We start from the raw sequence: 25046 nt of genomic DNA on the forward strand, positions 1-25046 counted from the left end.
GGAATGGACAGGCCAGATGCGAAAGCTGAACAGTCTGTGTTAGGGTTGAAGCACCAAGAGCCCGGGCAGGGTGGGTAGAATCGGGGAACTTATGGGCCAGTATTGGGGCATCATCATCGCGGTTTTGCTTGCGGCGGGAATCAGCGCAGCAATGGTTACTTTGAGTTGGGTCCTCGGCCCGAAGAAGGTGACCCCTTACAAGTCGGCTCCGTACGAATGCGGTGTCTCGCCCGCGGGCGATGCGAACGAGCGCTTCCCTATCAAGTTTTACTTGGTTGCGATCTTGTTCGTCCTCTTCGATATTGAAGTCGTTTTCCTTTGGGGATGGATGACTTCGTTTAAGGGCGGTGGACAAGATTATCAAATCTTCAGTTTCGCTGTTTTGATGGTCTATATGGCGCTGTGGGTCTTGGGAGATGTGTACGCTCTACGAGTTGGAGCCATCGACTGGGACGAAGCGACATCGCTGCATCCGGCGAAGCTCGGCGATACCGAGTTTGACGATGGAGAGCTTCCGGTTTCGTTGCAGCCAGCCCTTCAAGGCGGAGGTGGCGAGTAATGTCCACACCTACAGTCGGCAATGAGCGCCTTGAACTCGTGCGCATCCGTGAATCGTTTCCCGACGCGATCCTTGGCTCCAAGGAGTATCGAGGGGACACTTGGATTTTTATTAAGAGGGAGAACCTGGTCGAGGTCGCGAAATTCCTCAAAGAGGACCCTGAACTTCAATACAAATACTTTGCCGAGTGCGTTGGTGCCGACTATTCCACCTGGACACACGAGCGTGATTTATCTGAGCGCTTCGAGGTCGTTTATAACCTGATGTCGCTCAAGCACTCTTCCCGGCTGTTCTTAAAAGTAGGGGCGAACGACGGGGACAAAATTCCAACACTCAAGCACGTTTGGCTTGGCGCAGAGTATCCGGAGCGAGAGATTTGGGATCTCTACGGTGTGGTGTTCGAGGGCAATGAACAGACGGAGCGGTTCTTGCTCCCGGATGACTGGGTGGGCTTTCCACTCCGTAAGGAATTTCCTCTCGGCGGTGAGGATGTTCTCTTTGATCAGAGCACTCGCGGCCCTGCCGTTGAGGACATTCAGATGCCTCATGCCGGTGAAAGTTTTGACGGCAAAACCGGATCGGATGAGATCAGCGGTCGCTGATTTTGGACCAAATCAACCCTTTTGTAACGCGTCTGCATTGTGCTTTGAACATACGATGCGGACTTTATTCGTTTTGAAGCGAATGAAGCTATCTTCCTCCAAAACGGCCACTTTCTTGAAATATCATTGACGATTGTGGGTGGTTGTCAGAGACCACTTATAGTCTGGAATTTTAATAAAATTCCCCTGTCCTCAAATGGAGGAATGCATGTTGAAGAAAGCATTTACACTTATAGAACTCTTGGTTGTTATTGCAATCATCGCAATCCTTGCCGCCATCCTGTTCCCTGTCTTTGCACAGGCGAAGGATTCGGCTAAGAACACCGCTCTTTTGAGCAACGTCAAGCAGGCTGGAACATCGCAGATGATCTACTCGGCTGACTACGACGACATCTTCTCGCCGACGATGGCAAGTCACCCGACTCAGCCCATCGACCTCGGTTGGCAAGACCTTTGTCAGCCGTACATGAAGAACTACGAACTGGTTCTGAACCCGAAGCGAACACGTCCTGCCAACAACACTTGGCTGTACTGGACCCGTCTGCAGCACATCGCCCTTCCGGCACGTGCAGCAACCTCGGGCAACGCTACGGTTCTTACTCAGAACTACTTCCAGGGCGCTCATGCTGGCCAGAACGTTCGATATGAAGGCGTCGGCGGTTTTGTAAACCTCGACACAACCCTTCCCGACTGGCTTGGCCGATCGGTCGCTACGTCCTACAGCAACACTCAGGTTGACGACGTGTCCAACACGATCCTTTACGCTGAGGGTTCGAACTGGGATGCCTGGTTCTCGCTCATCGCAGGCGATGGCGTTACCCTTGGACCGCTTAGCTACTGTGTTCGCTGGAACCCGGTTCCGGATGCAAACGCTAACGGTGCAAACTACAGCGCTCCGATCACGACGACCACACGACCGCTTAACGGTCTGAACGGTCTGACAGCTGCTTGCTTCATCCCGCAGGGCCGCTCCACAGCGACCATGACGGATAGCTCCGCTCGATCGGTTGACTTCCGCGGACAGATCTACAACCCGTCACCCAGCAAAACTGCAGGCATTTATGTCTCGAAGTTGCTAAACCCGATGGGCATCTAAGGTATCGTAATCGAATGTCAATTCGCATCAAGTCAATACTTGCATTGACAGCACTCGTGATGTCGATAGCACTCGTAGGCTGCGGTGATGGATCCGGCGGCGGATCCACCATGCCCGACAATGACCAGATTCGGAAAGAGAATCCGACCAGCGAACGCCCAAGCTTGAGCGCGGGTGGAGAAACTGGGGGAGCAACTCCGAATACTCAGCTCGGAAAAGAGTAATTTCCTTTTCGAGAAAGCAATAGCGGGCCGTCGTTTGACGGCCCGCTTTGTTTTTTGTGACTGCCCTCTTATTGATCCTGATTTGAAGATTGAGGTTGTGGATGCCTTTGATTTGTAGATCTGAAGTGTTTTTGTTTGTTGTTAGCACCATGGCTTGATGGGTCTTTGTACTAGGTCCATAGGAGCTACTCAGGCTCAATTGTCAAGTTCGACGTCCCATCCGATTGAAACATTTGGTGGGACCTGTGATGACCGGCAGGTTGAGCACGTCAAACTGTCGTACCTGTGGCCGCGAGTAGCGATCACGGTGTTGACCAACCATTACAAAGCATGCTTTGTGGGAAATTTCACATGTCTAACAAGAAAGCATTTACACTCATTGAGCTTCTCGTTGTGATCGCCATCATTGCGATCCTTGCCGCCATTCTGTTCCCTGTCTTTGCCCAAGCCAAGGATTCCGCTAAGAACACCGCTTTGCTGAGCAACATCAAGCAAGCTGGAACTTCGCAGATGATCTATGCATCGGACTACGACGATATCTTCTCGCCGACGATGGCCAGCCACCCGACGCTGCCTATCGACCTCGGTTGGCAGGATCTCGTTCAGCCGTACATGAAGAACTACGATCTGATCCTGAACCCGAAGCGAACCCGCCCTGCCAACGATCCGGCTAACCTGTTCTGGGTTCGTCTGCAGCACATGGGTCTCCCGGCTCGCGCAGCAACCTCGCTGAACACGACTGTCCGCACGAACAACTACTATCTTGGAACACACACCGGCCAGCCCGTTCGCTACGAAGGCGTTGGTGGTTTTGTGAACCTCGACACGACACAGCCCGACTGGCTCGGCCGCACCGTGGCTACGTCCTACAGCAACACTCAGGTTGACGACGTGTCCAACACGATCCTGATGGTTGAGGGTTCGAACTGGGACAACTGGTTCTCGCTCGCTGCTTCCGGTTCCCCGCTGACTGGCTGTTTCCGCTGGACCCCCGCCGCTTCGAACGCGAATGCAGGCAACTTCAGCGCTCCGATCACAACGACCACACGACCGCTCAACGGCGCTAACGGTCTTACAGCAACTTGTCTCGTTCCTCAGGGCCGCTCCACAGCGACCATGACAGACAGCTCCGCTCGATCGGTTGACTTCCGAGGCCAGATCTACAATCCGTCGCCCAGCAAATCGGCAGGCATCTATGTCTCCAAGTTGCTGAACCCGATGGGTATCTAACTGGAGAGATTTATGAGTCTTAAACTAAAGAGCATCTTTGCAGTTGTGGCAGTAGCCGCTTCGATCGCCCTTGTGGGTTGTGGCGCGGATAGCGGCACACCGGCTGCGGACAACGATCAGATTCGGAAAGAGAATCCTACCGACCAGCGCCCGTCGCTGGGAGATGGACCTGCTGAAACTCCTGCCAAAGAGTAGACGCTCTCTAACTCAGACCATTAATCTAAGACGGACTGCCTGAAAAGGCAGTCCGTCTTTTTGTTTAAGTCTATTCCCGCACAGAATATACAAACCAATGACTTGATCTTTGCATGATATGCCTTATATTGATAGTTGTTAGCATCTATGCAACAACTCAACCTATTTATCCGTGACAACCTTACTATTTTGGGATTATGGGAATTTTGGCTTCTTAATAGCAGTCGTGTAGTTGTCTGCAGACAAAGCACTTATCAATCTCTATAAGAGGTCATCATGCATTACAAAAAAGCCTTTACATTAATTGAACTTCTGGTTGTCATTGCTATCATCGCGATTCTTGCAGCGATTCTATTCCCGGTTTTTGCCCAAGCAAAAGACTCGGCGAAGAATACGGCTCTGCTAAGCAACATCAAGCAGACCGGAACGTCTCAGATGATTTATGCAACCGACTACGACGATATCTTTTCTCCAACTATGGCGAGCCATCCCGTTCAGCCAGTGGACCTTGGCTGGCAAGACTTGGTTCAGCCCTATATGAAGAATTACGAGCTTGTGCTCAATCCAAAGCGCACACGCCCTGCCAACAACACGTTCCTGTATTGGACACGTCTTCAGCACATGGGTATGCCCGCTAGGGCCGCAACGTCGGCAGTTGCCCAAGTTCGCACTCAGGGCTATCTGCAAGGAACACATGCAGGACAAAATGTCCGATATGAAGGTGTCGGCGGATTTGTGAACCTCGACACCACTCTTCCCGATTGGGCTGGTCGCTTTGTCGCGTCTTCATACAGCAATACTCAAGTTGACGATGTGTCCAATACGATCCTGATTGTCGAGGGGTCAAGCTTTGACAACTGGTTCTCGATGAATGTTGGTGATGGCGTCACTCTTGACCCGATGCGCTATTGCCTTCGCTGGAACCCAGTTCCCGACGCTAATGCGAACGGTTCTGAGTACAGCGCTCCGATCACGACGACGACTCGACCACTCAACGGCCTGAATGGACTCGTGCCGGGATGCTTTACTCCACAGGGCCGGTCGACGGCGACCATGACCGACAGCTCAGCTCGATCGGTTGACTTCCGAGGACAAATCTACAACCCATCACCCAGCAAGACTGCGAACGTTTACGTTTCCAAATTGCTGAACCCGATGGGCATCTAAAGATAACGACCGTTAAAGGGACGATGTAGGAGGGCAAAATCCGCAAATCTTCAACATGCATTTCCTCCGCATCGCCCTTTAACAACCCCGAGTCGCGACTACGACTCGGGGTTTCTTAATTCTTGAGGTCATACATTCAGGCGTAAAAGAACTCGAATTTCCGGGTTCTATTGTTCGGTGATCTTCTACTGTTTGCATGAAACAATCGATTGCAATGTTACGCTGGGCAACTATTGTCTCTCGAAGAGTTTTGATGGAGTTGAAAATGATCCATTTTCGCTACATCAATACAAAAACTCCGTTGATGGAGAGATATCATGTCAAATAAGAAAGCATTCACATTAATTGAACTTTTGGTTGTAATCGCGATCATCGCGATCCTTGCCGCTATCCTGTTCCCCGTCTTCGCACAGGCGAAGGATTCGGCTAAGAACACCGCTCTTCTGAGCAACATCAAGCAAGCCGGTACATCGCAGATGATCTACTCGGCAGACTACGACGACATCTTTGCACCGACGATGGCAAGCCACCCGGTTCAGCCCATCGACCTCGGTTGGCAAGACCTGACTCAGCCGTATATGAAGAACTACGAGCTGATCCTCAACCCCAAGCGAAACCGACCCGCTAACGATGCCTTCCTCTACTGGACGAGGATGCAGCACATTGGAATGCCTGGGCGTGCGGCGACAGCAGCCAGCGCCACGGTTCGTAATCAGAACTACTACCAGGGAACACATGCAGGACAGCCTGTCCGTCACGAAGGCGTCGGCGGTTTTGTAAACCTCGACACGACCCTTCCCGACTGGCTTGGTCGCTTCGTGGCTACTTCCTATAGCAACACTCAAGTTGACGACGTGTCCAACACGATCCTCTTCGTTGAGGGTTCTAACTGGGATAACTGGTTCCCGATCGTGCCGGGAGACGGAGTCACGACGGACCCGATGCGATTCTGCATCCGCTGGATTCCAGTCCAGTTCAATGCGAACGGTGGCAGCTTCAGCTCGCCGATCACGGCTACGACTCGACCGCTTAACGGACTTCACGGTCTGACAGGCTGCGTGGTTCCGCAGGGCCGCTCCACGGCGACCATGACGGACAGCTCCGCTCGATCGGTTGACTTCCGTGGGCAGATCTATAACGCTTCGCCCAGCAAGACGGCAGGAGTCTACGTCTCCAGACTCTTGAACCCGATGGGCATCTAACCGGTCACTTGTGGCTGGTGAGAGTATGGGCGGGCCGCTTATTGGCGGCCCGCCATTTTCAATATTTGGGAAACTTGAACTCGCAAGGCTCTGGGTCGCATCACACTATAGAAGCCGATCTGAGTCTTTGTTAGCCAAACGTAGATACTGTATAAGCAACGATGTAATTTTGTATAATTTTTTTATTTTGGAATTATTTCTACTGATATTTGAACAATTTGTGTTATTCTGTACATTGACGGTTCTCGGTGCATGAGAGCGTTCGGCGCTCGTATTGCCGAGAGAATCGGGCCCCGCAAGGGGAAAGAAATATATACATTGGAGACACAAATGTCACGCAAGAATGCATTTACACTTATTGAACTTCTGGTTGTGATTGCGATTATCGCGATCCTTGCCGCCATCCTGTTCCCTGTCTTTGCCCAAGCTAAGGATTCGGCGAAGAACACTGCTCTTCTGAGCAACATCAAGCAAGCCGGTACGTCGCAGATGATCTACGCTGCCGACTACGACGATATCTTCGCACCGACGATGGCAAGCCACCCGGTTCAGCCCATCGACCTCGGTTGGCAGGACCTGACTCAGCCGTACATGAAGAACTACGAGCTGATCCTCAACCCCAAACGAACCCGACCCGCCAATGATGCCTACCTGTATTGGACGAGAATGCAGCACATCGGTATGCCGGGACGAGCCGCAACCGCAGCTAATGCACTTGTTCGCTCGCAGAACTACTATCAGGGAACGCACGCAGGACAGCCTGTCCGTCACGAAGGCGTCGGCGGTTTTGTAAACCTCGACACGACCCTTCCCGACTGGCTTGGTCGCTTCGTGGCTACTTCCTATAGCAACACTCAAGTTGACGACGTGTCCAACACGATCCTCTTCGTTGAGGGTTCCAACTGGGATAACTGGTTCCCGATCGTTCCCGGCAACGGTACGACCCTTGACCCAATGCGATACTGTATTCGCTGGATCCCGGTCCAGTACAACGCGAACGGTGGCAGCTACAGCTCGCCGATCACGGCTACGACCCGACCGCTTAACGGACTTCACGGTCTGACAGGCTGCGTGGTTCCGCAGGGCCGCTCCACAGCGACCATGACGGACAGTTCCGCTCGATCGGTTGACTTCCGAGGCAACATCTACAACCCGTCACCCAGCAAGACAGCAGGCGTTTACGTCTCCAAGCTGCTGAACCCGATGGGCATCTAAATCGTTCTCGGCTAAGAAAACGCGAGATCAACATGCAAAGACGGACTGCATTTTGCAGTCCGTCTCCACAAAAAGTAAAAAACCTACAATTCCAAATCTCGTTCAATTCAATCCGCAAGTATGTTCAAAAACGAGATTAAGATTGGAATTGCAGAACATTTTTTGTAATTTTTTTGTCATTTGGCGCAAAGAATGCTATGATGGTTATGTGCGGCTCCTCAGGATTCGCACACCACGTCTGACGATTGTCGTTGGCGTGGAGCGCTTCCGATTGGAAGAAAATATACATTAGGAGACTCATTTAGAATGTCATACAAGAAAGCGTTTACGCTCATTGAACTTCTGGTTGTTATTGCCATCATTGCAATTCTCGCAGCTATCCTATTCCCTGTCTTTGCACAGGCAAAGGATTCGGCTAAGAACACTGCTCTTCTGAGCAACATCAAGCAAGCCGGTACATCGCAGATGATCTACTCGGCAGACTACGACGACATCTTCGCACCGACGATGGCAAGCCACCCGGTTCAGCCCATCGACCTCGGTTGGCAAGACCTGACTCAGCCGTATATGAAGAACTACGAGCTGATCCTCAACCCCAAGCGAAACCGACCTGCCGCAAATGCGTACCTGTACTGGACGCGACTGCAGCACATCGGTATGCCGGGACGAGCTGCTACCGCTGCTAACGCTACGGTTGTCGCTCAGAACTACTACCAGGGAACGCACGCCGGACAGAACGTCCGACACGAAGGCGTCGGCGGTTTTGTAAACCTCGACACGACCCTTCCGGACTGGCTTGGCCGTGCAGTCGCTACGTCCTACAGCAACACTCAGGTTGACGACGTGTCCAACACGATCCTCTTTGCTGAGGGTTCCAACTGGGACAACTGGTTCCCGCTAATCCCCGGCGATGGCGTCACCCTCGACCCGCTTCGCTACTGCATTCGCTGGATTCCGGTCGAATACAATGCGAACGGTGGCAACTACAGCGCCCCGATCACGACGACCACACGACCGCTCAACGGTTTGAACGGTCTCACAGCTGGATGCTTCATCCCGCAGGGCCGCTCCACAGCGACCATGACGGACAGCTCCGCTCGATCGGTTGACTTCCGAGGCCAAATCTACAACCCGTCACCCAGCAAGACTGCAGGCGTTTACGTCTCCAAGTTGCTGAACCCGATGGGCATCTAAAGTCAAAGAGACAGCGCAGCGCAGCTATGCGGCGAAGCGTTACTCTCAAAGAGCGGCCTGCCTCACTTGAGGCGGGCCGCTTTTCTGTGACGATTGGTCTCTTCGTGAGCATGTAGATGTCTCGGGTTCTTCTACCGAATGAACTCAACGGGTAACATGATTGGGTCTTTGATAGAAGGAAAGTAATGAGTTCTCACACCTTCATGCCCACCACGGAAACCGTCTTTCAGAAGACGGGTGAAAGTACGATGGTCGTCAACATGGGTCCCCAACACCCGTCGACCCATGGCGTTCTTCGGCTCATTCTTGAGCTTGAAGGGGAGACCATTATTCAGTGCAAAGCGGTGATTGGCTACCTGCACACCGGGATGGAAAAAGAGGCCGAATTCCAGAGCTATATGAAATGCGTCGTCATGACTGACCGCATGGATTATCTCAATGCAAACGGAAACAATCTGGCTCACGCGCTCGCGGTGGAGAAGCTTCTGGGCTGCGAGATCCCCAAGCGGGGGCAGTATCTCCGTGTCATTTTGGCTGAGTTGAGCCGCGTTGCATCGCACTGTGTTTGGCTTGGAACAAGCGCACTCGACCTTGGCGCGATGACCCCGTTTTTCTACATCATGCAGCAACGCGAAAGCATTCTTGATATGTTCGAGATGTTCTCCGGTGTGCGAATGATGCCTAGCTGGATCGTTCCTGGAGGATTGCGGGGCGACATGCCCGAGGGTTTTGACAAGAAGCTGAATGCATTCTTGATGGAGTTTCCGAAGGAGCTTGACGTTGTCGAAAATCTCCTGGTCGAGAACCCAATCTGGAAAGAGCGAACCTATGATGTTGGCGTATTAACTGGGGACGAGTGCCTGGAGCTTGGTTGCTCTGGACCGATTGCGCGGGCGTCGGGCATTGCTTGGGATTTGCGCAAGAGTAACCCATATTGCAGCTACGAAGATTTCGACTTTATGATTCCTGTCGGCTCACGAGGCGACGTTTATGATCGATTCTTGGTGCGACTTGCCGAGATGAAGGAGAGTTGTAAGATCCTCCGGCAAGCGCTTGATGGACTTCCCGAAGGTCCGTTCCAGACTCTCGACCGCAAGATTGCTCCACCGCCTCGCGAAGAGCTTGATAGTTCTATGGAGTCACTTATCCACCATTTTAAGCTCTGGACAGAGGGGTTCCGACCACCGGTAGGCGAAGCCTATGCTGGAATTGAGGGGTCGAAGGGTGAGCTTGGATTCTATATTGTCAGCGATGGTACGAACACTCCTTACCGCTGGCACGAGCGTCCGTCATCCTTTATGAACCTAAAAGCGTTGGAAGTTTTGGCTCGAGGAAGATTGATCGCTGACCTTATCGCGATCATTGGTTCGGTGGATATTGTGCTTGGCGAAATTGATCGTTAGCAACTAGAGTATCTCATCTTGTCAATACAATAGTTTGACTTGGGGAAGTCCATAGACACACAAAATCGTAAATGTTCTGAAACCGATTTCAAGTTGTACACGTTCTATTTCGTGTATGAAACGCAACTTCAGATTCCTTTTTATTGTCGTTGGCCTGGTGTCGCTGAGCGCAATTTCGTTCGCCCAGAGAACTCCAGGCATCAAACTCGTTGAAAAAGATTACACTAACAATGTCACAGCTACCGATCGGTTTTGGTTTTATCTGAACTCTGACGGCTCGATTCAAAACCCGTTGACTGGCGGTGGAGCCTATCCAGGCCTTGAAATGGATGGGAACCGGGCATTTCAGATCACTAAAGTCGTCTATGTTCGTGGCACAGATATTCAGGTCTCATTGAAGTTTCAGAATGAATCAACAGTCGCCGCTGTCGGGAACCTTCACATAAATGCGGCTCGGCTCATCATTGATTTGCCTACAAACCCGCCGACTCAGCAACTCGTCAATCTTGGAGTGCCCAGCGCAAGTGCGATTTCCATTTCACCTTACCCGGGAACAACAACTGTTAATATCACACTGACGAATGTACCAAACTACGTAGCTAAGGGTCAGCTTCAAATCAACGCTGTAATCTATAGCAATGTCGGCGTGCAGCATGCAGGAGAGCCAGGAGCACGCAGTTGGGGAGGGCCGAGTTGGCAGGACTGGGAGACGTTTTATTATACCGACGCTACCCCTGTAGGCTTACAATCTGTACCGTGGACAGATCTATTAGATTATTCATGCTTGTGGGCTTACGGCCAGACAGGAGAAGCTAACGTATGTCACGATTTAACTTTCGGGCTCTTTTGGTCAAAGAGGTGGATATACGATCCAAGCGGGAACTACTTCTGGCAAGACTGGATGTATGGTAGCAATCCACACGTCATCTATAACCTGTTCGATGCACTGAATTCAACATCAACGGTTAACATGGACTGTCGTGATGCAGCAGGATTCAATACATTGTGTATGGCCTCACTTGGTCATTCGTCGACTCCAATTCGGTTAAAAGTGCAAATTTACCCTGTTTTTTGGACCAATCCGGTGTGTGGCATGGGGAACGACGCAAGTGTTGACTACAATCCGATCAGCGGTGCGCCAACATATGTTGAACATCCGTTTGGCTTCCACCAGGTAACCCGAATATCAAACGGTGTGTACGACGCAGCAGTAGCGCAAAAGTTTGACCTCACGGGTGCCACTTACCGAAATCCACCTGCACACTGGGTAACCGCTGGATATTGGCAAACTCAGCTAGGTGGATCATCGCTTGGCTTGGTTGCTGGGGCTCTTTCTCCTGCATTTGTTCCGCCGCCAAACTATCATAATGAAACTATCACGAATATCAATGAGATAGAATAGGTGTACAATGATGATACTAACTTGTTCAGCCATAATCGCTCTCTACACGTCAAGCGGCGAGATGCCCTCGTGGACTCCCGAACTGCTGAGAGATAATTCTCGGTTCAAGTACATTGAATCGAACATCAGACAAGATTTTGTAGCTTTTGAGAGACTTGCCGATAACGCAGTCATCACGATTAGAGCACGTGAATATACGCCAGAGATGGCGAGCAGACGTCCTGAGTTTAACCAGGTCGATCACCCAGACGCTTGGAAGGGAGCACCTTCACAATACCCGTTTGGAAGACAGGTTAGGATCAGAAAGGAACAATCACGGTCGTCAATTCTTTGTTTAAACAATTATGAAAGCATTGATGTCGATATCAGAGGTCGACTTATCGTACAAGGTAATTCAAAGGGCCTTTCGCTACTTGAGGACATAGATGGTGACCTTGCGGTTGCTGAAGGTTTCGCTCGTGAAGCACTTGGACGATTCGCTGCGCGGCGTCGAGATTTAAACTCGCACGTCAATATCGCCGGGCAGAACATCCCAAGCTTCTCCGCAAAGAAAACCGGTGCACGCTTCTTAGAGGTCACTGCCTGGGCCAAGGCAAGAAATGTCACGCTGAATCGCAACGACGAAGCTAAGCGGTTTTCCTTTACTTGGAAGGGAAAGAACTGCATTATGTGTTGGGGCACCGACCAGATCAAGATTGGCGACAGTTGGCGTGCGCTGCCTGACGTGGTCATGTATGACGAGGGCAAGCTCTGGATTCCGCTATCTGCAGTCGAAAGCTAAATCTGACTGCGTAAAAGCAGCCGAGTTGGATGGGCCACAACGCAGTGGTTTCGAGTAAACTCTGCGTTCGATGAGCGAACTCATCCAACTCGGCAGTCAAAACGAACGTCCACGTCCGCCCAGACCTGAAGAGGTCGAAATGCGGTTTTCTGACAAAGCGATCCACGAGTTGGAGGCGCTCAAAACCCACTACCCGGACTGGAAATCGTGCATCCTCCCCGCTTTATGGATCGCCCAGCGCGAATATGAAGGGATGCTCACCGGCCCTGCATTAGCTGAAGTTGCCATACGGCTTAAGCGCAGCTACGCCGAGATCGAAGGTGTTGCCACGTTCTATTCGATGTACAACACGCAGCACAACCCCGGCAAACACAAGATTGAAGTTTGCACATGTTTGACCTGTGCGGTGTGCGGCGGCTACCGGATCATAGATCTGCTCAAGAAAAAGCTTGGCGTGGAGGCTGGCGAAGTCACGTCCGATGGCATGTTCATGATCGAAGAGGTGGAGTGCCTGAACGCATGCGATCGAGCTCCGTTGATTCAGGTCGGCGATCAGTATTACGGCCCTGTGGATGAGACTTCGCTGGACCAGCTCTTGAGCGATTTGAGAGCAAGCAAGGAATCAACCGTCGTGAAGATGGCGGATGAGATTGTTCAGGTTCACATCATGGAGACAGAGAAGGCTTAAGATCATGGGTGAATACAAACTCCTTTTTGAACACGCACACGATCCAGCTTTTGCGACCCTCGCTGGCTATCAAGCCAAGGGCGGCTATGAGGGTCTGAAGAAGGCGATCAAGATGGACCGTCAGGCCGTTATCGACGAGGTGAAGGCTTCGGGTCTTCGCGGTCGTGGAGGAGCTGGCTTCCCTACCTGGATCAAATGGAACGGCATCCCCAAGGAAAAGACCAAAAAGCACTATATCCTTTGCAATGCCGACGAAGGCGAGCCTGGCACTTTTAAAGACAAGCAGTTGATGGAGCAAACTCCTTTTGAGCTGATCGAGGGCATGACCATCGCAGGTTGGGCGGCGCAGGGGGATGTAGGCTACATCTATATTCGCGGCGAATTTATCGATGCAGCTCGGGCCATGCGCAAGGCCATTGACGAGGCCTACAAGGCCGGACTGCTTGGGAAGAACATACTCGGCTCAGGCTGGGAATTCGATCTGCACATCCACCTCGGCGCAGGTTCGTATGAGTGTGGCGAGGAGTCTGCGCTGATGAGCTCACTCATGGGCGAGCGCGGTATGCCTCGGCTGAAATTTCCCCACGCCCCGCTCCCGACCATTGCCGGATTGTGGGATTCTCCGACCGTCATCAACAACGTCGAAACCTACTGCTGCGCTCCGTACATTATCAAGAACGGTGGAGAATGGTATGCGAGCATCGGTGCTTCCACCAAGAATTCGCGTGGAACAAAGCTCTTCTCAGTTTCCGGGCACGTGAACAAGCCAGGCAACTACGAGATCGAGTTTGGAACAACGCTTAAGGAGTTGCTTGAGCTTTCTGGGGGGATGAAGGGCGGCGCTCTCAAGGCCTGTGTGCCTGGTGGAAGCTCGGTGCCCATTATCGACGCTGACGCGACGAACAAAGCGATCATCGGCTACGAAGAGATGGGCGAGTACAAGACGATGGTCGGTTCGGGGGGATGCATGTTCCTGAACGAGCACACCTGTATCGTCAACTTCATCTGGCGGACAGCTCTTTTCTATGCCAACGAAAGCTGCGGCAAGTGCACACCCTGTCGAGAAGGAACCCGCTGGCTGTTGCAGATCATGGATCGCATTCGGCGAGGTCTTGGGCAGCCCGGAGACATTGAGCTTCTCGAAGAGGTTTGCGCACAGATCGACGGTCGTTCATTCTGTGGTTTGGGGGACGCGGCCGCATGGCCTGTACAGGCAGCGATCCGTGTTTTCCGGAACGAATTCGAGTACTTCATCGAGCACAAGCGCAGCATCGTCGAAGGTGCTGAGGCTCTTGCGATGGCTCCGTAGCAAGGCCCCAATCCTGTAGAATAGAGCTTGAATGCGGCTGTAGCTCAGTGGATAGAGCGCTTCCCTCCGGAGGAAGAAGTCGGAGGTTCGAGTCCTCTCAGCCGCGCGATTTCACTCTGGCAGTTGGTTGCCTTTTCAGCGTGCATTGCCAACGGCAATGTGTTGTCGAGCCTGTCAGTCGAAGGCGGCAGCGATGTCGGGGATAGCCATCATTGACGCAAGTGGATCAGCTGTATCGTCGAGCGTCGAAAAGTCGAATGTCCACGAACCATGCTCAAGCGGTCGAAGCCGCGCTTGCAGGATGACGTTGCCCCAGGCTGACTGCCAGGGTTGGCTCGTTAGTTCCAAGGTATCACCGTTAAATTCGCCGTCGAGTATGAGAGGATCTACCGACATATTGCTCAGCATCACCCAGCGATATCGTTCTTTGTCGTTATCCCAGGTCACAAAGTCGTGCCGAGATTCGATGCCGTAGCCTGGAATCTTCGCGACGAATTGAAGTGACAGCCAGCGTTCGTCTTCGTGTTTTGAGCCAAAGCACAGGAACTCAAAGTTCACAGGCTGCTTGCCTGGAAACTTCAAATCTTGACTTCCAACAAACCGACCCATTAGGAAAGATAGTCGATTCATCTTGTCTCTTGGAACAGACTTAAAATACATCAGAACACTTGGCGCTAATCTAATAACCAAATAAGAAGCAATGTCGTTTCAATTTACCGAACGGGAAACGTCATCGGATAGTTCACACACATAAAAGATTCTAAACAGAGCGATAATGGCGGGTCCCATGACCGGCGAGCCGGAAATGTGCCATAATTTCACGTTCTCCGCAGACAGCAGGCGACAGAAGTCTTAATCGGCTCGAAAGAGCTGGCCAGCCGAGGGGCAAGAAACCGAATATCGATCTGTGTGCCTTGAGCGCATGGATGATGGATGGACTTCTGCTCGGCTAGGCAGAGGTCTTTTTTGTTTGTCAGCTTTCTACGGAGCGCAATCGTAGGTGAATTTTATGCCCACCGCAGAAAAAGAACAAGCCGTCGCGGCAGCGAAAGAGTGGTATTCAAAGTCTGTTGGCGTGGTCTTTACCGACTTCCGAGGCCTGAAGGTTAAGGAGATGCAGCAGCTGCGAAGTCAGCTGCAGGCAAAGGGCGGCGAGATCCACGTTATCAAGAACACCCTCTTCAGGCTCGCGTCTGGTGGAGACTACGAGAACATGCCCGCTGAGCTGCACAACGGCCCAACGGCAGTAGCATTCCTTTATGAAAATGAAGCCGAATGCGCCAAGGTTCTTGTGGACTACGCCACATCGAGCAAGAAGCTCGCGGTTAAGGGCGGTTACTTTGCAGGCAAGGCCTTTACGACTCAGGAAGTCGAGAGTCTTTCCAAGCTCCCACCGAGGGATGTCCTCATTGCTCAGTTGATCGGCGTTATCGCCGCTCCGCTGTCGAATCTCGTTGGCGTTGTCGAAGCGCTCTATGCCGATCCCATTCGGGTTATCGGTGCAGTCGCCGACAAGGTTGCCGAAGGTTCGCCAGTGCCTGAAGCAAAGGTTGAGGCCCCCGCAGTTGAGGAAGCCCCTGCTGCAGAAGAACCCGCACCCGAACCAGTAGCCGAGGCTGCTCCCACTGAGGAAGCCGCCGAAGCTGCATCCGAGCCTGCTGCTGAAGAAGCAAGCACAACCGATTCCGATTCGTCGTCCGAGGCGGAAACCGCCCCTGCCCCAGCCGAAACCGCCGAAGCGGAAGGCGAAACCGAAGCTTAAATTAGGAGAACGATTATGGCCAGCAACGTTGAGACCATCGTTGAACAGATTAGTGGAATGACAGCCCTCGAGCTCAGCGAGCTCAAGAAGGCTCTCGAAGAGAAGTTTGGCGTCACCGCCGCTGCCCCGATGATGGGCATGCCGATGATGATGGGCGGAGGCGGCGATGCCGCTCCTGCAGCCGAAGAGAAGACCGAATTTGATGTCGTGCTGACAGCCGCTGGCGATGCCAAGCTGAACGTCATCAAGGTCGTCCGCGAGATCACCGGACTTGGACTGAAAGAAGCCAAGGACCTGGTCGATGGCGCGCCCCAGCCCGTCAAGCAAGGCGTTGGCAAGGACGAAGCCGACAAGATCAAGGCTCAGATCGAAGAAGCCGGTGGAAAGGTCGAACTCAAGTAGTTCCACTTTTCAGATTGAAAAGGCGTCCCGAAATATCGGGACGCCTTTTCTTATGCCTCCTCATCAGACCTCTGACCTTGGCGGTCCAATGGGAACGGGGGCATAGCGATCGGGCGCATCGCGAGCGAGACGAGCAGCACTTCGTTGTCGTCGGCAGCGATCCGATTTGACGATAATGCGCCGCAGTCGAGACAGCGATGAACGATCGCCCACTCTCCCTTACGCCGAACCCATACCGAAATCGGCTCCATGACCGCTCCACAATCAGCGGCGCGGTCACCCGGCTCAATGTCGAGATGGACCGAGTGCAGGCAGCTTGGGCAATGGTTGCGATGCTCGGTACCGCCGCCATCCCATGGTACTAACATCCCACACTTACGGCAAGAGAAGCCAAGCAAGGCATCGGCCTTGCCTCCTGCCTCATTTACTCGCCTTTCCCAAACTCTTGAGGGTGTTATCGGTCCGCCTTCGCGACGCTCACGCGTGCGCAGCTTTGCGGCTTTCTTACGAATCTTTTTCTGTTTTTGGCGTTCAGAATCGTCTTGGGGACTCCAATTCAAGTGACCTTCCTTTTGGCCCCAAAAAGCGGGGCGGACAAGGCGCAATCATGCGCTCTTAAGAAGAATTAGGAAGTACCACGCCCGGCCACTCAAATGCCGGTGCTGGAGCCAATGGCTATTAGCCGGCAAGAATGGACGAGGTGGCTGCGAATTCGGCGACTGATTTCTGTGTTGGCATAACCTCTCCTGTAAAGTAACGCTACTATACCAAATCTTTTTGACTAGCGCCACCGTTTTGCCCCAGGTCGTGACAAAGGGGCCGAATGAACGAAGCCGCAATCTAAATGCGGATGCGGTTCGTCCTTAGACAAGAATTGATGCCCGACCATCTCTTGATTCAAGGCGACTCTCGTTCCATGCATGACTTGTCGGATGCATCGGTGCATCTGATCGTCACTTCCCCGCCGTACTGGCAGCTGAAGGACTACGGCCCGGACAATCAGATTGGATTCCACTCCGATTTTCACAGCTATATTGACGACTTGAATCAAGTCTGGTCGGAGTGCTTTCGCGTTCTACATGAAGGGTGTCGGATGTGCGTAAACATCGGCGACCAATTTGCACGATCTGTCTATTATGGACGGTATAAAATTATCTCTATCCAGAGCGAGATCATCCATTTTTGCGAGATGTTGGGCTTCGACTATATGGGCACAATCATCTGGCAAAAAGTTACTACTGTGAACACGACCGGTGGCGCGGTCGTGATGGGTTCATTCCCCTATCCTCGAAACGGAATCGTGAAGATGGACTACGAGTACATCTTGCTTTTTAAGAAACCCGGGACAGCGCCAAGGCCGACGAAGGCGCAAAAGGAAGCTTCCGTACTCACCACGGAAGAGTGGAACAAGTACTTTTACGGCCACTGGAACTTCCCCGGAGTGCGTCATGCAAAGCACATTGCACCCTTCCCCGTTGAGCTGCCGAGGCGACTGATTAAGATGTTTTCTTTCGTTGGGGATACGGTGCTTGATCCGTTCGTGGGGAGTGGCACGACTTCGGTGGCGGCGGCTGAACTGGAGCGCGGGTCGGTTGGGTATGAGTTGAATCCTGAGTTTGTGGAGCAATGTCGGGAGCGCCTCGCCGACATGCAGAGCATAGAAATCCGGATTCAAGAGCCCCTAATTGAAAAGCCTGATCGACTTGTCCCCGAGAATGAAGCAAGCATAAAAATATCTAAGAAAAGGCAGAAAAATTTAGACAAAACGAACGACCCTCGTCAAAACACTTACGGCTCTGTCATCACTTCCAAGACTCGAAAATAGGTTAACGCAGCTTTGAGACAATAGTGAAGGTGTGACTAAGGCAAAGCTGTTTAACCGCGAACGCGATGAATGACGTAATCTGGTGACCGATGTCTCGACGAGAATGGCCTCTCCTATTCGCAATCTTCTTGGACCTTGTCGGGTTTGGGATGGCCTTTCCAGACATTCAACTGCGCGCCGAGCAGTTTGGACAAGAGCAAGGAGTTCGTGAGCCGATCCTCGGAATGATGATTGGCTTAGTTCTGGCGAGTTACTTTGGTGCCCAGATACTGGCCTCACCACGATGGGGCGTCCTCAGTGATCGGATAGGGCGTAAGCCAGTGCTTATCATCTGCACGGCGTTTTCTGCGCTCTCGATGCTTGTCTATGCTTTTGCTGGCTCGATCTGGATCATTCTGCTCAGCCGAGTTTTTGCCGGACTTGCCGCGGCAAACGTTGTGGTAGGGCAGGCTTACATCGCCGACGTCACCCCGGAAAAGGGGCGCGCCGCTGCTATGGGGCGTGTGGGGGCTGCAATTTCGGCTGGACTGATTGTTGGACCGGCGGTTGGTGGTTTTCTCGCTCATCTTGGCGGCAACTATCTAATGGGGTTAGTTGCCGCGAGTGCATCGACGCTGAGTCTCCTATGGATCTGGCTAGGCGTCCCCGGGCACAAGCCGACAGAAGAGCGAAGACCAGGCAAGAACCCGGTCATTGACCTTCGGCTTCTAAAAGAATTCCCCTCTCTCAAGGGCTTCATCGGTGTCATTGCCGTGAGCTGGTTTGCACTTGCGTGCTTGGAAGGGACATTTGGGCGCTTGATCAAAAGTAAGCTCGGTTATGGTCAGCAAGAGTTCGGCATCATTTTTAGTTATGAGGCACTGCTCGGCGTTGTTGTAAGTGGACTGCTGCTTGGCTGGATTACCAGACGTTTCCCGAACGAGCGTGGGCTGCTAAGGTGGGGGTTTCTTGTGCAAGGGTTGGGGCTTGGGTTGATGCCCTTTGCTAAAGAGATCGCGGGTGACTGGAGCAGTTTGCCTATCCCTGGCCCCTTTATGTATTTGCTCCTGACGAGCACGGTCTACGGTCTTGGCATCGCCATTACAGGGCCGATGATCAATTCGATATGCAGTCATCTCACCCCCGACAACAGGCAAGGAGAGCTTTTTGGGCTGATGCAGGCGACACGCTCGATTGGATTCCTTCTTGGGCCGATCTTGGGAGGGATTCTCTTTGACATCGTCCACGAATCGCCCTACCTGCTCGCGGGTTTGGTGTGTGTGTTGGCGCTGATCATTCTGCCTGACCCCGTTAAGGCGAGGGCCAACCCAAGTCCCGATCCCGCCTAATTCTAAACCTGCCGTGCGTCGCAGGACGTACACTTATGCTGTATGAGCACAGGTCGATTGGTGGTTGCAGTTACGGGCGGGAGTGGGGCGATTTATGCCCAACGGTTCTTGCAACAGGTTGCGGAGTGCTATGAGCATATCTTTCTGATGTTGAGCGCTCAGGCTGTACAGGTTGCTCAGACCGAGCTTCGTATCAGCATTGATAAGGCAAATTTCAGCACCGAATCATGGTTGGGTAAAGAGTTTCCAAATATCACGCTCTGCGATGACAAAGACTATTTCACACCCCCGGCAAGTGGCTCGTTCCAGCATGACGGCATGGTGATTGTGCCTTGTTCGATGGGAACGATCGGGCGGATTGCGAACGGGATCAGCGACAACCTGATCAGTCGGTCGGCAGATGTTTGCCTGAAGGAGGGCAGGAAGCTGATTGTGGTGCCGAGGGAGATGCCCTGGAACCTGATTATGCTGCGCAACCTCACCCAGCTTGCCGAGGCGGGCGGAACGGTGCTGCCGGCTTGTCCGGCTTGGTACACGAATCCGGGGTCGCTGGAGGAGTTGGCCGATACGGTGGTCGCGCGGATTCTTCAATCCTTGGGATTGAGGCAGGATTTGATGAAGGAGTGGATGGGGGAAGTAGGGATTGATGATTGATGATTGATGATTGATGATTGATGATTCTAGTGAGAAGTGTTCCCTCTGCAATCTGCAATCTGCAATCTGCAATCTGCAATCTGCAATCTGCAATCTGCAATCTGCAATCTGCAATCTGCAATCTAAATGAGTTGCTCCAACGCCTGCCTAAGCGTTGGGAACTGGAACCTGTAGCCTGCTTGGAGGGCCTTTTCTGCGCTGGCGCGAGTGCTGGCAACCGCTGGCTCTGTAGTCGGTCCGCCCAGCTTTTCCAAAAGCCGAACGGCAAACCAAGGCACCGGAGGAGACCACGGCCTTCTGGCGGCGCGCCGAAGCTCAAACATGAAGTCGCGGTTGCGTTCCGGGGCGGGGGCGACAGTGTTGATCGGGCCATGAATCTCAGGATTCTCCAACGACCAAAGGACGATGCCGGTCAGGTCGTCGATGTGAATCCAGCTGAGCCACTGCTTGCCGTCGCCGAGGTGTCCGCCGAGGAACCATCGGGTCAGCTTGAGGAGGAGGTCGAAAGCGCCTCCACCTTCGCCGAGGACCACGCCAATGCGGGGCTGGACGAGCCGCGTCGCAGGGAGCGAGAAATCGGTGGCGGCCTTTTCCCAGGCGATGGTGGTCATCGCCAGAAAGTCGTCGCCGAGCCTTGAGTCTTCGTTCTGAAGCTGGTCTCCTGCGTCTCCGTAGATGCCGACAGCACTGGCGTTGATCCACACAGGCGGCGAGGTCTTACAGGCCAGAATGGCTTCGCCGATCGCGCGGGTTGGGTCTACGCGCGAACTGACGATCAATTCTCGATAAGCGAGAGTCCAGCGCTTGGCGACGGGCGCGCCGGAGAGATTGATGACGGCGGCGGCTCCTTCAAGTTCGCTCGCCCATTCGCCGACGGTCTTGCCATCCCAGCGGACCTCACGCGCTCCCGCAACGGGCTTATATTTACGGCTTAGCGCGACAACTTCGTAGCCAGATGCGTGTAGGTGTTTCGCAATAGCACGACCCAGAAAACCGGTTGCACCGGCGATCACGATTTTGCCTTTGGAAACCTCTTCGGACATAAGCAACCTTATTCTTGCATGAATGGAAGGCGACACAGCCTGTGGAAAGCATCTACGAGTGAACCGTCAGCTTGGGCTTCAGCCGTGACCAGAGGGCTTCCATCAGTTCGGGATCGTCTTCGGGGATGTCTTCGAGGACGCCCTCCAGCCCTTGCAGGCTGGGATCGCGCAGCCGCTCTTGGGGGAAAAGGGCGATTCTCTCGCCGGCCGGGACCTCCTGACGGAAGGGCTGACCTTTCAGCCCCGCCATGAGAACCTCGCCAAAATTCAGCCCAAGCTGGCTGATGGCGGCGTGCATAGGCACGGGACGGCAGTTAAACTCCACGAAGAACGCTTCGCCATCTTCCCGCACGATCGCGCTGAATCCCGCAAAGCCGGAGTAGCGGACCTCGATGCAATACCGCTCCGCCATCCGTCGTAGCGTTGGATTGTCGACAATTAAGCCAACGGTAGAGGGCCCAAGCTCGGGGTTGCGACGCTCCTTGAGGAAGGTGAAACCTTCGATGACCCGGCCTTCGTAGGCGTAGAGCGTGAAGACCTGCTCCGGCCCGGCGATGTATTTGGACACGCACCATGCACCGGAGATGTTGGCAACAGCCCGCCTGATCTCTTCTTCGGAATGGCAGATGGCAACGCCTACGCCGCCACTGCCGAAGTCTGGCTTGACCACTACCGGGTAGCCGTGCTCAACCGTGAAGGCCAACGCATCTTTCACGCTGGTGCAGCTTGTCCAAGCCGGGAGCTGCACGCCCGCCCTGGCGGCAATAGACATCTGGCGAATCTTCCCTTCGAGGCCCGCGAAGGTGCTGGGAGCGCCGATTGATCGGCGGAGCAGCTCGATCTCCCAGCGCGATGCCCCTTCTCTCTCAGCGCGCACAGCATACTCGCGAAGCAGCCGGACGGTGCGGTCATCACCGGGGACCACCACATCCGGCAAAGACTCGCGGATTGCTTCGCTCAGCTCAAAGAAGGCGTTAGTCTGTCTGGGCGATGGCCTGGGGATAAAGCTATTCCGGAAGCGGCTCTTTGCCACCAGCGACGTGGGCGGAGCGCAGACATCAACCTCCCACCCGGATTTTTCAAACATCGCAGGCAGACGCGCGGCCCCATACCAATATTCATCGACGCAGAAGAGCAGAAGCCTCTTCGGGTTCGCCTTGTCGAATGTGGGGGGATTGGGGATCGGCTTCTCCCATAGATTGACACCGGCAAGCTCCGGCGGCATGGGCGTGTCGATGGCCTGCCAAAACGAGCGGAGCAATTCGGGATCGTTCGTTGGCATAAACTCGGGAACACCCTCAAGTCCTTCAAGCTTGGGGTCTCGCTCGCGCTCTTGGGGAAAGAGCACGACCTTGCCGGTGATTCCACTGTTCGGGGCGACGCGCTCACCCCGAAGCGCTTTCGTCAGCGCACCTGGCAGGTCTATTCCGAGGAGACTCGCCGCCATGCCGACGGGAGTCGCCCGGCTGTTGACCTCCATGAAGCGTCCGACCCCTTTCTCGTCCAGGATGAAGCCCATCGAGCCAAATCCCGTATAGCCAACCTCATTCACAAATCGTTCGATATGCTCGACCAATCGGGGCTGGTGGATGATCTCCGCGACCGTGGTCTTGCCGCGATTGTCACGGACACGGTCGAAGATGAAGGCCTCAAGCAACTCCCCTTCATAAGCGATGAAGGCGGAGGAGATGGACTTGCCTTTAGCGAATTCGCAAACGTTCCAAGTCCCATTGAGGGTCTTCACTTCTCGGATGATGTCGTCTTCGCTGTAACAGAACTTGACGCCTCTGCCGCCTGTTCCGATGTCAGTTTTGAGCACCACGGGGTATCCGTGTTCTTCGGCAAATTGGAGGGCATCGAGGGCAAGGTTTGCGGGCCGCCACGCCGGTGCAGGAATGCCGACCCTGTCGGCAATCTCCATTTGGGCTCTCTTGAGCTCAAGCTTGGCGTAGAATTCAGGGTTTCCGCAGGACCGACGGATCACGTCGAGCTCCCACTGGGGAGCTTTGTTCTGAACTCCAAGCTCGTAGTAGACGTGAAGCAGCGAAGTCGAAGAATCGTCGCCGGGGATGATGAAGTCGGGTCGGGAATCGGCAAGCACGAGGCCAAACTGAGCGATGGGACCCGGGTCAGGCTTTCTGATTCCTTGCGGCAGAAAACGATCCTTGTAGCGGGTGCGGGAGATATGCGTACCAATCGGGCTGGATACGTGAACCTCCCAGCCCAAGTTCTTGAGCAATCTCGGCATGTGCGCGATGCCCAGCCAACCTTCCATGCAGTAAACGAGGGCTTTCATGTTTGATGGGTTGTACTCGTCGGAGCCATGTTCCTAAGGCTACCAAGAAACATACGCATCGCACTCGCTCAAATTCCGCGTATTATCATTTCATGCTTGGATATCTCTTTGGTTTTGGCTCCATTCCCCGCTACGAACCTACCGCAAATCCTACGCCTGGCAAGAATATTTTTCCCGACAGCAATGCGATTGAGATGGAGCGCAGGATTGAAAACCTGGAACTCGCTTGTGCAGGGCTATGGCACCTTCTTAAGCATCATCACGGCTACACCGACGAGCAGCTTGTCCTTGCCGTGCAGGCCGTCGACGAAATGGATGGCGTTCGGGATGGAAAGATCACGAAGAGGCTCGCGAACTGCCCTCACTGCGGCAGACAACTGCTTACTCGGGCGCGCAACCGGTGTGCCTGGTGCGGCGCTGATCTGCCAGCACAGCCCTTTACTGGAGCGTGAGAAGTGGTTCGATGAGCGACAGTGATCGTATCAATCTGGCGCAGCTGATATTCTTTGTACTGTCTATTATCTGCTTGTTCATGACGCTTTCACAATGGCGAACCTACCGTGACCAAGAGGATGAGATCCGGCGACATCGGCTGTTGCTGTTCTATTTCTGTTTGTCAGTCCTCTTCCTGTTTCTGATGATCTGGGTCAAGCCATTCTTCAGCGCTCTTGGCTAAGCGGCTCAGCTCATATCCGCAGAGATGTCTTCAGCATCGGTAGCGGCTTCAAGCCCGTGGTCGACACCGCGACGCTCGTCGAAAACGAAGCAAGCGCCTTCAAAGAGGCTCTCCTCTGTCGGTACAACCTCCAGGTAACGAAGGATTCCACCTCGGAGGTGATAGACCTCCTCGAACCCTCTGCTGAGCAGATACGCCGACGCCTTTTCGCACCGAATGCCGCCCGTACAGAACATCGCCACCTTGCGATCTTTTGTCGGATCCAGGCTTTCTTCGACGTACTTTTTGAACTGCGTGAAGGTGCGGGTCTGTGGGTCAAGCGCTCCTTTGAACGTGCCCATGTGAACCTCGTAGCGGTTTCGTGTGTCAACCAGCTTGACGTCGCTGGATTCGATAAGCCTGTTCCAATCCTCAGGCTCAACATAGGTTCCAACCTGGATGCTTGGGTCGGCATCGGGCTCCCCAAAAGTGATGATTTCCGGTTTGATCTTCACTTTGATTCGCTTAAACGGAATCTCATCGTGCATCGACTCTTTGACATCCAATCCCTCAAAGCGTGCATCCGCCTGCAGGTCCGCCAAAAAGCCGTCTACCGACTCCCGATCTCCGGCAAGCATCGCGTTAATCCCTTCATGAGCGAGAAGGATTGTCCCTCGCAGGTTTCGTTCTATGCAGAGTTGTTGCAACCGATTTTTGAGAATCGGGCAGTCATCCAGCGAAACGAACTTGTAAAAACTGATAACAACCATAGACCTATGAAACGGGCGTAACGGAACTGCGGCTAAGAACGTCA

At 53.5% G+C, this 25046-nt stretch carries 27 protein-coding genes and 1 tRNA gene; 23 read left to right on the forward strand and 5 right to left on the reverse strand.

What is annotated here, in order from left to right:
- Positions 1-91 precede the first annotated feature (91 nt).
- The 16 genes from ndhC to KF784_01805 all read left to right on the forward strand — a co-directional run bounded on the left by ndhC (position 92) and on the right by KF784_01805 (position 14373).
- A complete protein-coding gene (gene ndhC, locus KF784_01730) occupies positions 92-559 on the forward strand; it encodes an NADH-quinone oxidoreductase subunit A (GenBank protein MBX3117756.1) in 468 nt (155 codons plus the stop codon).
- Positions 559-1161 carry an NADH-quinone oxidoreductase subunit C gene (locus tag KF784_01735; GenBank protein ID MBX3117757.1) on the forward strand — a complete coding sequence of 201 codons (603 nt, stop codon included), beginning with the start codon at positions 559-561 and terminating at the stop codon, positions 1159-1161. Before ndhC ends, KF784_01735 begins: the two co-directional genes overlap by 1 nt.
- Before the next feature lie 208 nt (positions 1162-1369).
- A complete protein-coding gene (locus KF784_01740) occupies positions 1370-2257 on the forward strand; it encodes a prepilin-type N-terminal cleavage/methylation domain-containing protein (GenBank protein ID MBX3117758.1) in 888 nt (295 codons plus the stop codon).
- 14 nt (positions 2258-2271) lie between these two features.
- Entirely contained in the window at positions 2272-2481 is a 210-nt protein-coding gene (locus KF784_01745; protein ID MBX3117759.1) for a hypothetical protein, read from the forward strand.
- Between the two features lie 351 nt (positions 2482-2832).
- A complete protein-coding gene (locus KF784_01750) occupies positions 2833-3711 on the forward strand; it encodes a prepilin-type N-terminal cleavage/methylation domain-containing protein (protein MBX3117760.1) in 879 nt (292 codons plus the stop codon).
- Positions 3712-3723: 12 nt separating this feature from the next.
- Positions 3724-3906, forward strand: a complete 183-nt coding sequence (locus tag KF784_01755) for a hypothetical protein (GenBank protein MBX3117761.1) — start codon at positions 3724-3726, stop codon at positions 3904-3906.
- Positions 3907-4182: 276 nt separating this feature from the next.
- Positions 4183-5073 carry a prepilin-type N-terminal cleavage/methylation domain-containing protein gene (locus KF784_01760; GenBank protein ID MBX3117762.1) on the forward strand — a complete coding sequence of 297 codons (891 nt, stop codon included), beginning with the start codon at positions 4183-4185 and terminating at the stop codon, positions 5071-5073.
- A gap of 317 nt (positions 5074-5390) precedes the next feature.
- Positions 5391-6275, forward strand: a complete 885-nt coding sequence (locus KF784_01765) for a prepilin-type N-terminal cleavage/methylation domain-containing protein (GenBank protein MBX3117763.1) — start codon at positions 5391-5393, stop codon at positions 6273-6275.
- Between the two features lie 330 nt (positions 6276-6605).
- Positions 6606-7490 (forward strand): prepilin-type N-terminal cleavage/methylation domain-containing protein, encoded by an 885-nt coding sequence (locus KF784_01770; GenBank protein MBX3117764.1) that lies wholly within the window; start codon positions 6606-6608, stop codon positions 7488-7490.
- Positions 7491-7796: 306 nt separating this feature from the next.
- Positions 7797-8684, forward strand: coding sequence for a prepilin-type N-terminal cleavage/methylation domain-containing protein (locus KF784_01775; GenBank protein ID MBX3117765.1), 888 nt, complete (start codon positions 7797-7799; stop codon positions 8682-8684).
- 185 nt (positions 8685-8869) lie between these two features.
- Positions 8870-10087 carry an NADH dehydrogenase (quinone) subunit D gene (gene nuoD, locus KF784_01780; GenBank protein MBX3117766.1) on the forward strand — a complete coding sequence of 406 codons (1218 nt, stop codon included), beginning with the start codon at positions 8870-8872 and terminating at the stop codon, positions 10085-10087.
- A 115-nt stretch (positions 10088-10202) separates the two neighbouring features.
- On the forward strand, positions 10203-11489 hold the full coding sequence (locus KF784_01785) for a hypothetical protein (protein ID MBX3117767.1): 1287 nt from the start codon (positions 10203-10205) through the stop codon (positions 11487-11489).
- A 205-nt stretch (positions 11490-11694) separates the two neighbouring features.
- Positions 11695-12270, forward strand: a complete 576-nt coding sequence (locus KF784_01790) for a hypothetical protein (GenBank protein ID MBX3117768.1) — start codon at positions 11695-11697, stop codon at positions 12268-12270.
- Between the two features lie 70 nt (positions 12271-12340).
- Positions 12341-12958: an NAD(P)H-dependent oxidoreductase subunit E gene (locus KF784_01795; GenBank protein ID MBX3117769.1), complete on the forward strand. Its 618-nt coding sequence runs from the start codon at positions 12341-12343 to the stop codon at positions 12956-12958.
- 4 nt (positions 12959-12962) lie between these two features.
- On the forward strand, positions 12963-14267 hold the full coding sequence (gene nuoF, locus KF784_01800) for an NADH-quinone oxidoreductase subunit NuoF (protein ID MBX3117770.1): 1305 nt from the start codon (positions 12963-12965) through the stop codon (positions 14265-14267).
- Positions 14268-14300: 33 nt separating this feature from the next.
- Positions 14301-14373: transfer RNA gene (locus KF784_01805), tRNA-Arg, on the forward strand.
- Between the two features lie 68 nt (positions 14374-14441).
- Here KF784_01805 and KF784_01810 read toward each other — a convergent pair.
- Positions 14442-14897: a hypothetical protein gene (locus KF784_01810; protein MBX3117771.1), complete on the reverse strand. Its 456-nt coding sequence runs from the start codon at positions 14895-14897 to the stop codon at positions 14442-14444.
- 379 nt (positions 14898-15276) lie between these two features.
- On the opposite strand from KF784_01810, the gene rplJ reads away from it, so the two are divergent.
- Together rplJ and rplL are read left to right on the forward strand one after the other, a co-directional pair.
- On the forward strand, positions 15277-16029 hold the full coding sequence (gene rplJ, locus KF784_01815; GenBank protein ID MBX3117772.1) for a 50S ribosomal protein L10: 753 nt from the start codon (positions 15277-15279) through the stop codon (positions 16027-16029).
- 15 nt (positions 16030-16044) lie between these two features.
- Positions 16045-16431: a 50S ribosomal protein L7/L12 gene (gene rplL, locus KF784_01820; GenBank protein MBX3117773.1), complete on the forward strand. Its 387-nt coding sequence runs from the start codon at positions 16045-16047 to the stop codon at positions 16429-16431.
- A gap of 50 nt (positions 16432-16481) precedes the next feature.
- Here the strand turns inward: rplL and KF784_01825 are convergent, their stop codons facing one another.
- On the reverse strand, positions 16482-16991 hold the full coding sequence (locus KF784_01825) for an RNHCP domain-containing protein (GenBank protein ID MBX3117774.1): 510 nt from the start codon (positions 16989-16991) through the stop codon (positions 16482-16484).
- Between the two features lie 317 nt (positions 16992-17308).
- On the opposite strand from KF784_01825, the gene KF784_01830 reads away from it, so the two are divergent.
- The 3 genes from KF784_01830 (at position 17309) to KF784_01840 (ending at position 20238) form a co-directional block, all read left to right on the forward strand.
- Complete coding sequence (locus KF784_01830; GenBank protein MBX3117775.1) at positions 17309-18256, forward strand: site-specific DNA-methyltransferase; 948 nt, start codon at positions 17309-17311, stop codon at positions 18254-18256.
- 89 nt (positions 18257-18345) lie between these two features.
- Positions 18346-19584, forward strand: coding sequence for an MFS transporter (locus tag KF784_01835; protein MBX3117776.1), 1239 nt, complete (start codon positions 18346-18348; stop codon positions 19582-19584).
- A 42-nt stretch (positions 19585-19626) separates the two neighbouring features.
- Entirely contained in the window at positions 19627-20238 is a 612-nt protein-coding gene (locus KF784_01840) for a UbiX family flavin prenyltransferase (protein ID MBX3117777.1), read from the forward strand.
- A 122-nt stretch (positions 20239-20360) separates the two neighbouring features.
- On the opposite strand, the gene KF784_01845 is transcribed toward KF784_01840, so the two are convergent.
- Positions 20361-21281: a TIGR01777 family oxidoreductase gene (locus KF784_01845; GenBank protein MBX3117778.1), complete on the reverse strand. Its 921-nt coding sequence runs from the start codon at positions 21279-21281 to the stop codon at positions 20361-20363.
- 52 nt (positions 21282-21333) lie between these two features.
- Positions 21334-23577, reverse strand: coding sequence for an ATP-grasp domain-containing protein (locus KF784_01850; protein MBX3117779.1), 2244 nt, complete (start codon positions 23575-23577; stop codon positions 21334-21336).
- 92 nt (positions 23578-23669) lie between these two features.
- On the opposite strand from KF784_01850, the gene KF784_01855 reads away from it, so the two are divergent.
- Positions 23670-24029: a hypothetical protein gene (locus tag KF784_01855; GenBank protein ID MBX3117780.1), complete on the forward strand. Its 360-nt coding sequence runs from the start codon at positions 23670-23672 to the stop codon at positions 24027-24029.
- A gap of 80 nt (positions 24030-24109) precedes the next feature.
- Positions 24110-24253, forward strand: coding sequence for a hypothetical protein (locus KF784_01860; GenBank protein ID MBX3117781.1), 144 nt, complete (start codon positions 24110-24112; stop codon positions 24251-24253).
- A gap of 5 nt (positions 24254-24258) precedes the next feature.
- Here KF784_01860 and KF784_01865 read toward each other — a convergent pair whose 3' ends face one another.
- Complete coding sequence (locus KF784_01865) at positions 24259-25002, reverse strand: rhodanese-related sulfurtransferase (GenBank protein MBX3117782.1); 744 nt, start codon at positions 25000-25002, stop codon at positions 24259-24261.
- Positions 25003-25046: the final 44 nt, after the last annotated feature.

The organism is Fimbriimonadaceae bacterium (genome assembly GCA_019638775.1).
Classification (GTDB): domain Bacteria; phylum Armatimonadota; class Fimbriimonadia; order Fimbriimonadales; family Fimbriimonadaceae; genus JAHBTD01.

Excerpts from the sequence above, each read along its gene's own strand:
- KF784_01850 (MBX3117779.1), bottom strand. The coding sequence starts at position 23,577 with ATGAAAGCCCTCGTTTACTGCATGGAAGGTTGGCTGGGCATCGCGCAC.
- rplJ (MBX3117772.1), top strand. The coding sequence starts at position 15,277 with ATGCCCACCGCAGAAAAAGAACAAGCCGTCGCGGCAGCGAAAGAGTGG.
- KF784_01770 (MBX3117764.1), top strand. The coding sequence starts at position 6,606 with ATGTCACGCAAGAATGCATTTACACTTATTGAACTTCTGGTTGTGATT.
- KF784_01760 (MBX3117762.1), top strand. The coding sequence starts at position 4,183 with ATGCATTACAAAAAAGCCTTTACATTAATTGAACTTCTGGTTGTCATT.
- nuoF (MBX3117770.1), top strand. The coding sequence starts at position 12,963 with ATGGGTGAATACAAACTCCTTTTTGAACACGCACACGATCCAGCTTTT.
- KF784_01845 (MBX3117778.1), bottom strand. The coding sequence starts at position 21,281 with ATGTCCGAAGAGGTTTCCAAAGGCAAAATCGTGATCGCCGGTGCAACC.
- KF784_01740 (MBX3117758.1), top strand. The coding sequence starts at position 1,370 with ATGTTGAAGAAAGCATTTACACTTATAGAACTCTTGGTTGTTATTGCA.
- rplL (MBX3117773.1), top strand. The coding sequence starts at position 16,045 with ATGGCCAGCAACGTTGAGACCATCGTTGAACAGATTAGTGGAATGACA.
- KF784_01810 (MBX3117771.1), bottom strand. The coding sequence starts at position 14,897 with ATGAATCGACTATCTTTCCTAATGGGTCGGTTTGTTGGAAGTCAAGAT.
- KF784_01840 (MBX3117777.1), top strand. The coding sequence starts at position 19,627 with ATGAGCACAGGTCGATTGGTGGTTGCAGTTACGGGCGGGAGTGGGGCG.
- ndhC (MBX3117756.1), top strand. The coding sequence starts at position 92 with ATGGGCCAGTATTGGGGCATCATCATCGCGGTTTTGCTTGCGGCGGGA.
- KF784_01795 (MBX3117769.1), top strand. The coding sequence starts at position 12,341 with ATGAGCGAACTCATCCAACTCGGCAGTCAAAACGAACGTCCACGTCCG.
- KF784_01750 (MBX3117760.1), top strand. The coding sequence starts at position 2,833 with ATGTCTAACAAGAAAGCATTTACACTCATTGAGCTTCTCGTTGTGATC.
- KF784_01735 (MBX3117757.1), top strand. The coding sequence starts at position 559 with ATGTCCACACCTACAGTCGGCAATGAGCGCCTTGAACTCGTGCGCATC.
- KF784_01865 (MBX3117782.1), bottom strand. The coding sequence starts at position 25,002 with ATGGTTGTTATCAGTTTTTACAAGTTCGTTTCGCTGGATGACTGCCCG.
- KF784_01785 (MBX3117767.1), top strand. The coding sequence starts at position 10,203 with ATGAAACGCAACTTCAGATTCCTTTTTATTGTCGTTGGCCTGGTGTCG.
- KF784_01830 (MBX3117775.1), top strand. The coding sequence starts at position 17,309 with ATGCCCGACCATCTCTTGATTCAAGGCGACTCTCGTTCCATGCATGAC.
- KF784_01860 (MBX3117781.1), top strand. The coding sequence starts at position 24,110 with ATGACGCTTTCACAATGGCGAACCTACCGTGACCAAGAGGATGAGATC.
- KF784_01755 (MBX3117761.1), top strand. The coding sequence starts at position 3,724 with ATGAGTCTTAAACTAAAGAGCATCTTTGCAGTTGTGGCAGTAGCCGCT.
- nuoD (MBX3117766.1), top strand. The coding sequence starts at position 8,870 with ATGAGTTCTCACACCTTCATGCCCACCACGGAAACCGTCTTTCAGAAG.
- KF784_01775 (MBX3117765.1), top strand. The coding sequence starts at position 7,797 with ATGTCATACAAGAAAGCGTTTACGCTCATTGAACTTCTGGTTGTTATT.
- KF784_01745 (MBX3117759.1), top strand. The coding sequence starts at position 2,272 with ATGTCAATTCGCATCAAGTCAATACTTGCATTGACAGCACTCGTGATG.
- KF784_01790 (MBX3117768.1), top strand. The coding sequence starts at position 11,695 with ATGGCGAGCAGACGTCCTGAGTTTAACCAGGTCGATCACCCAGACGCT.
- KF784_01855 (MBX3117780.1), top strand. The coding sequence starts at position 23,670 with ATGCTTGGATATCTCTTTGGTTTTGGCTCCATTCCCCGCTACGAACCT.
- KF784_01765 (MBX3117763.1), top strand. The coding sequence starts at position 5,391 with ATGTCAAATAAGAAAGCATTCACATTAATTGAACTTTTGGTTGTAATC.
- KF784_01835 (MBX3117776.1), top strand. The coding sequence starts at position 18,346 with ATGTCTCGACGAGAATGGCCTCTCCTATTCGCAATCTTCTTGGACCTT.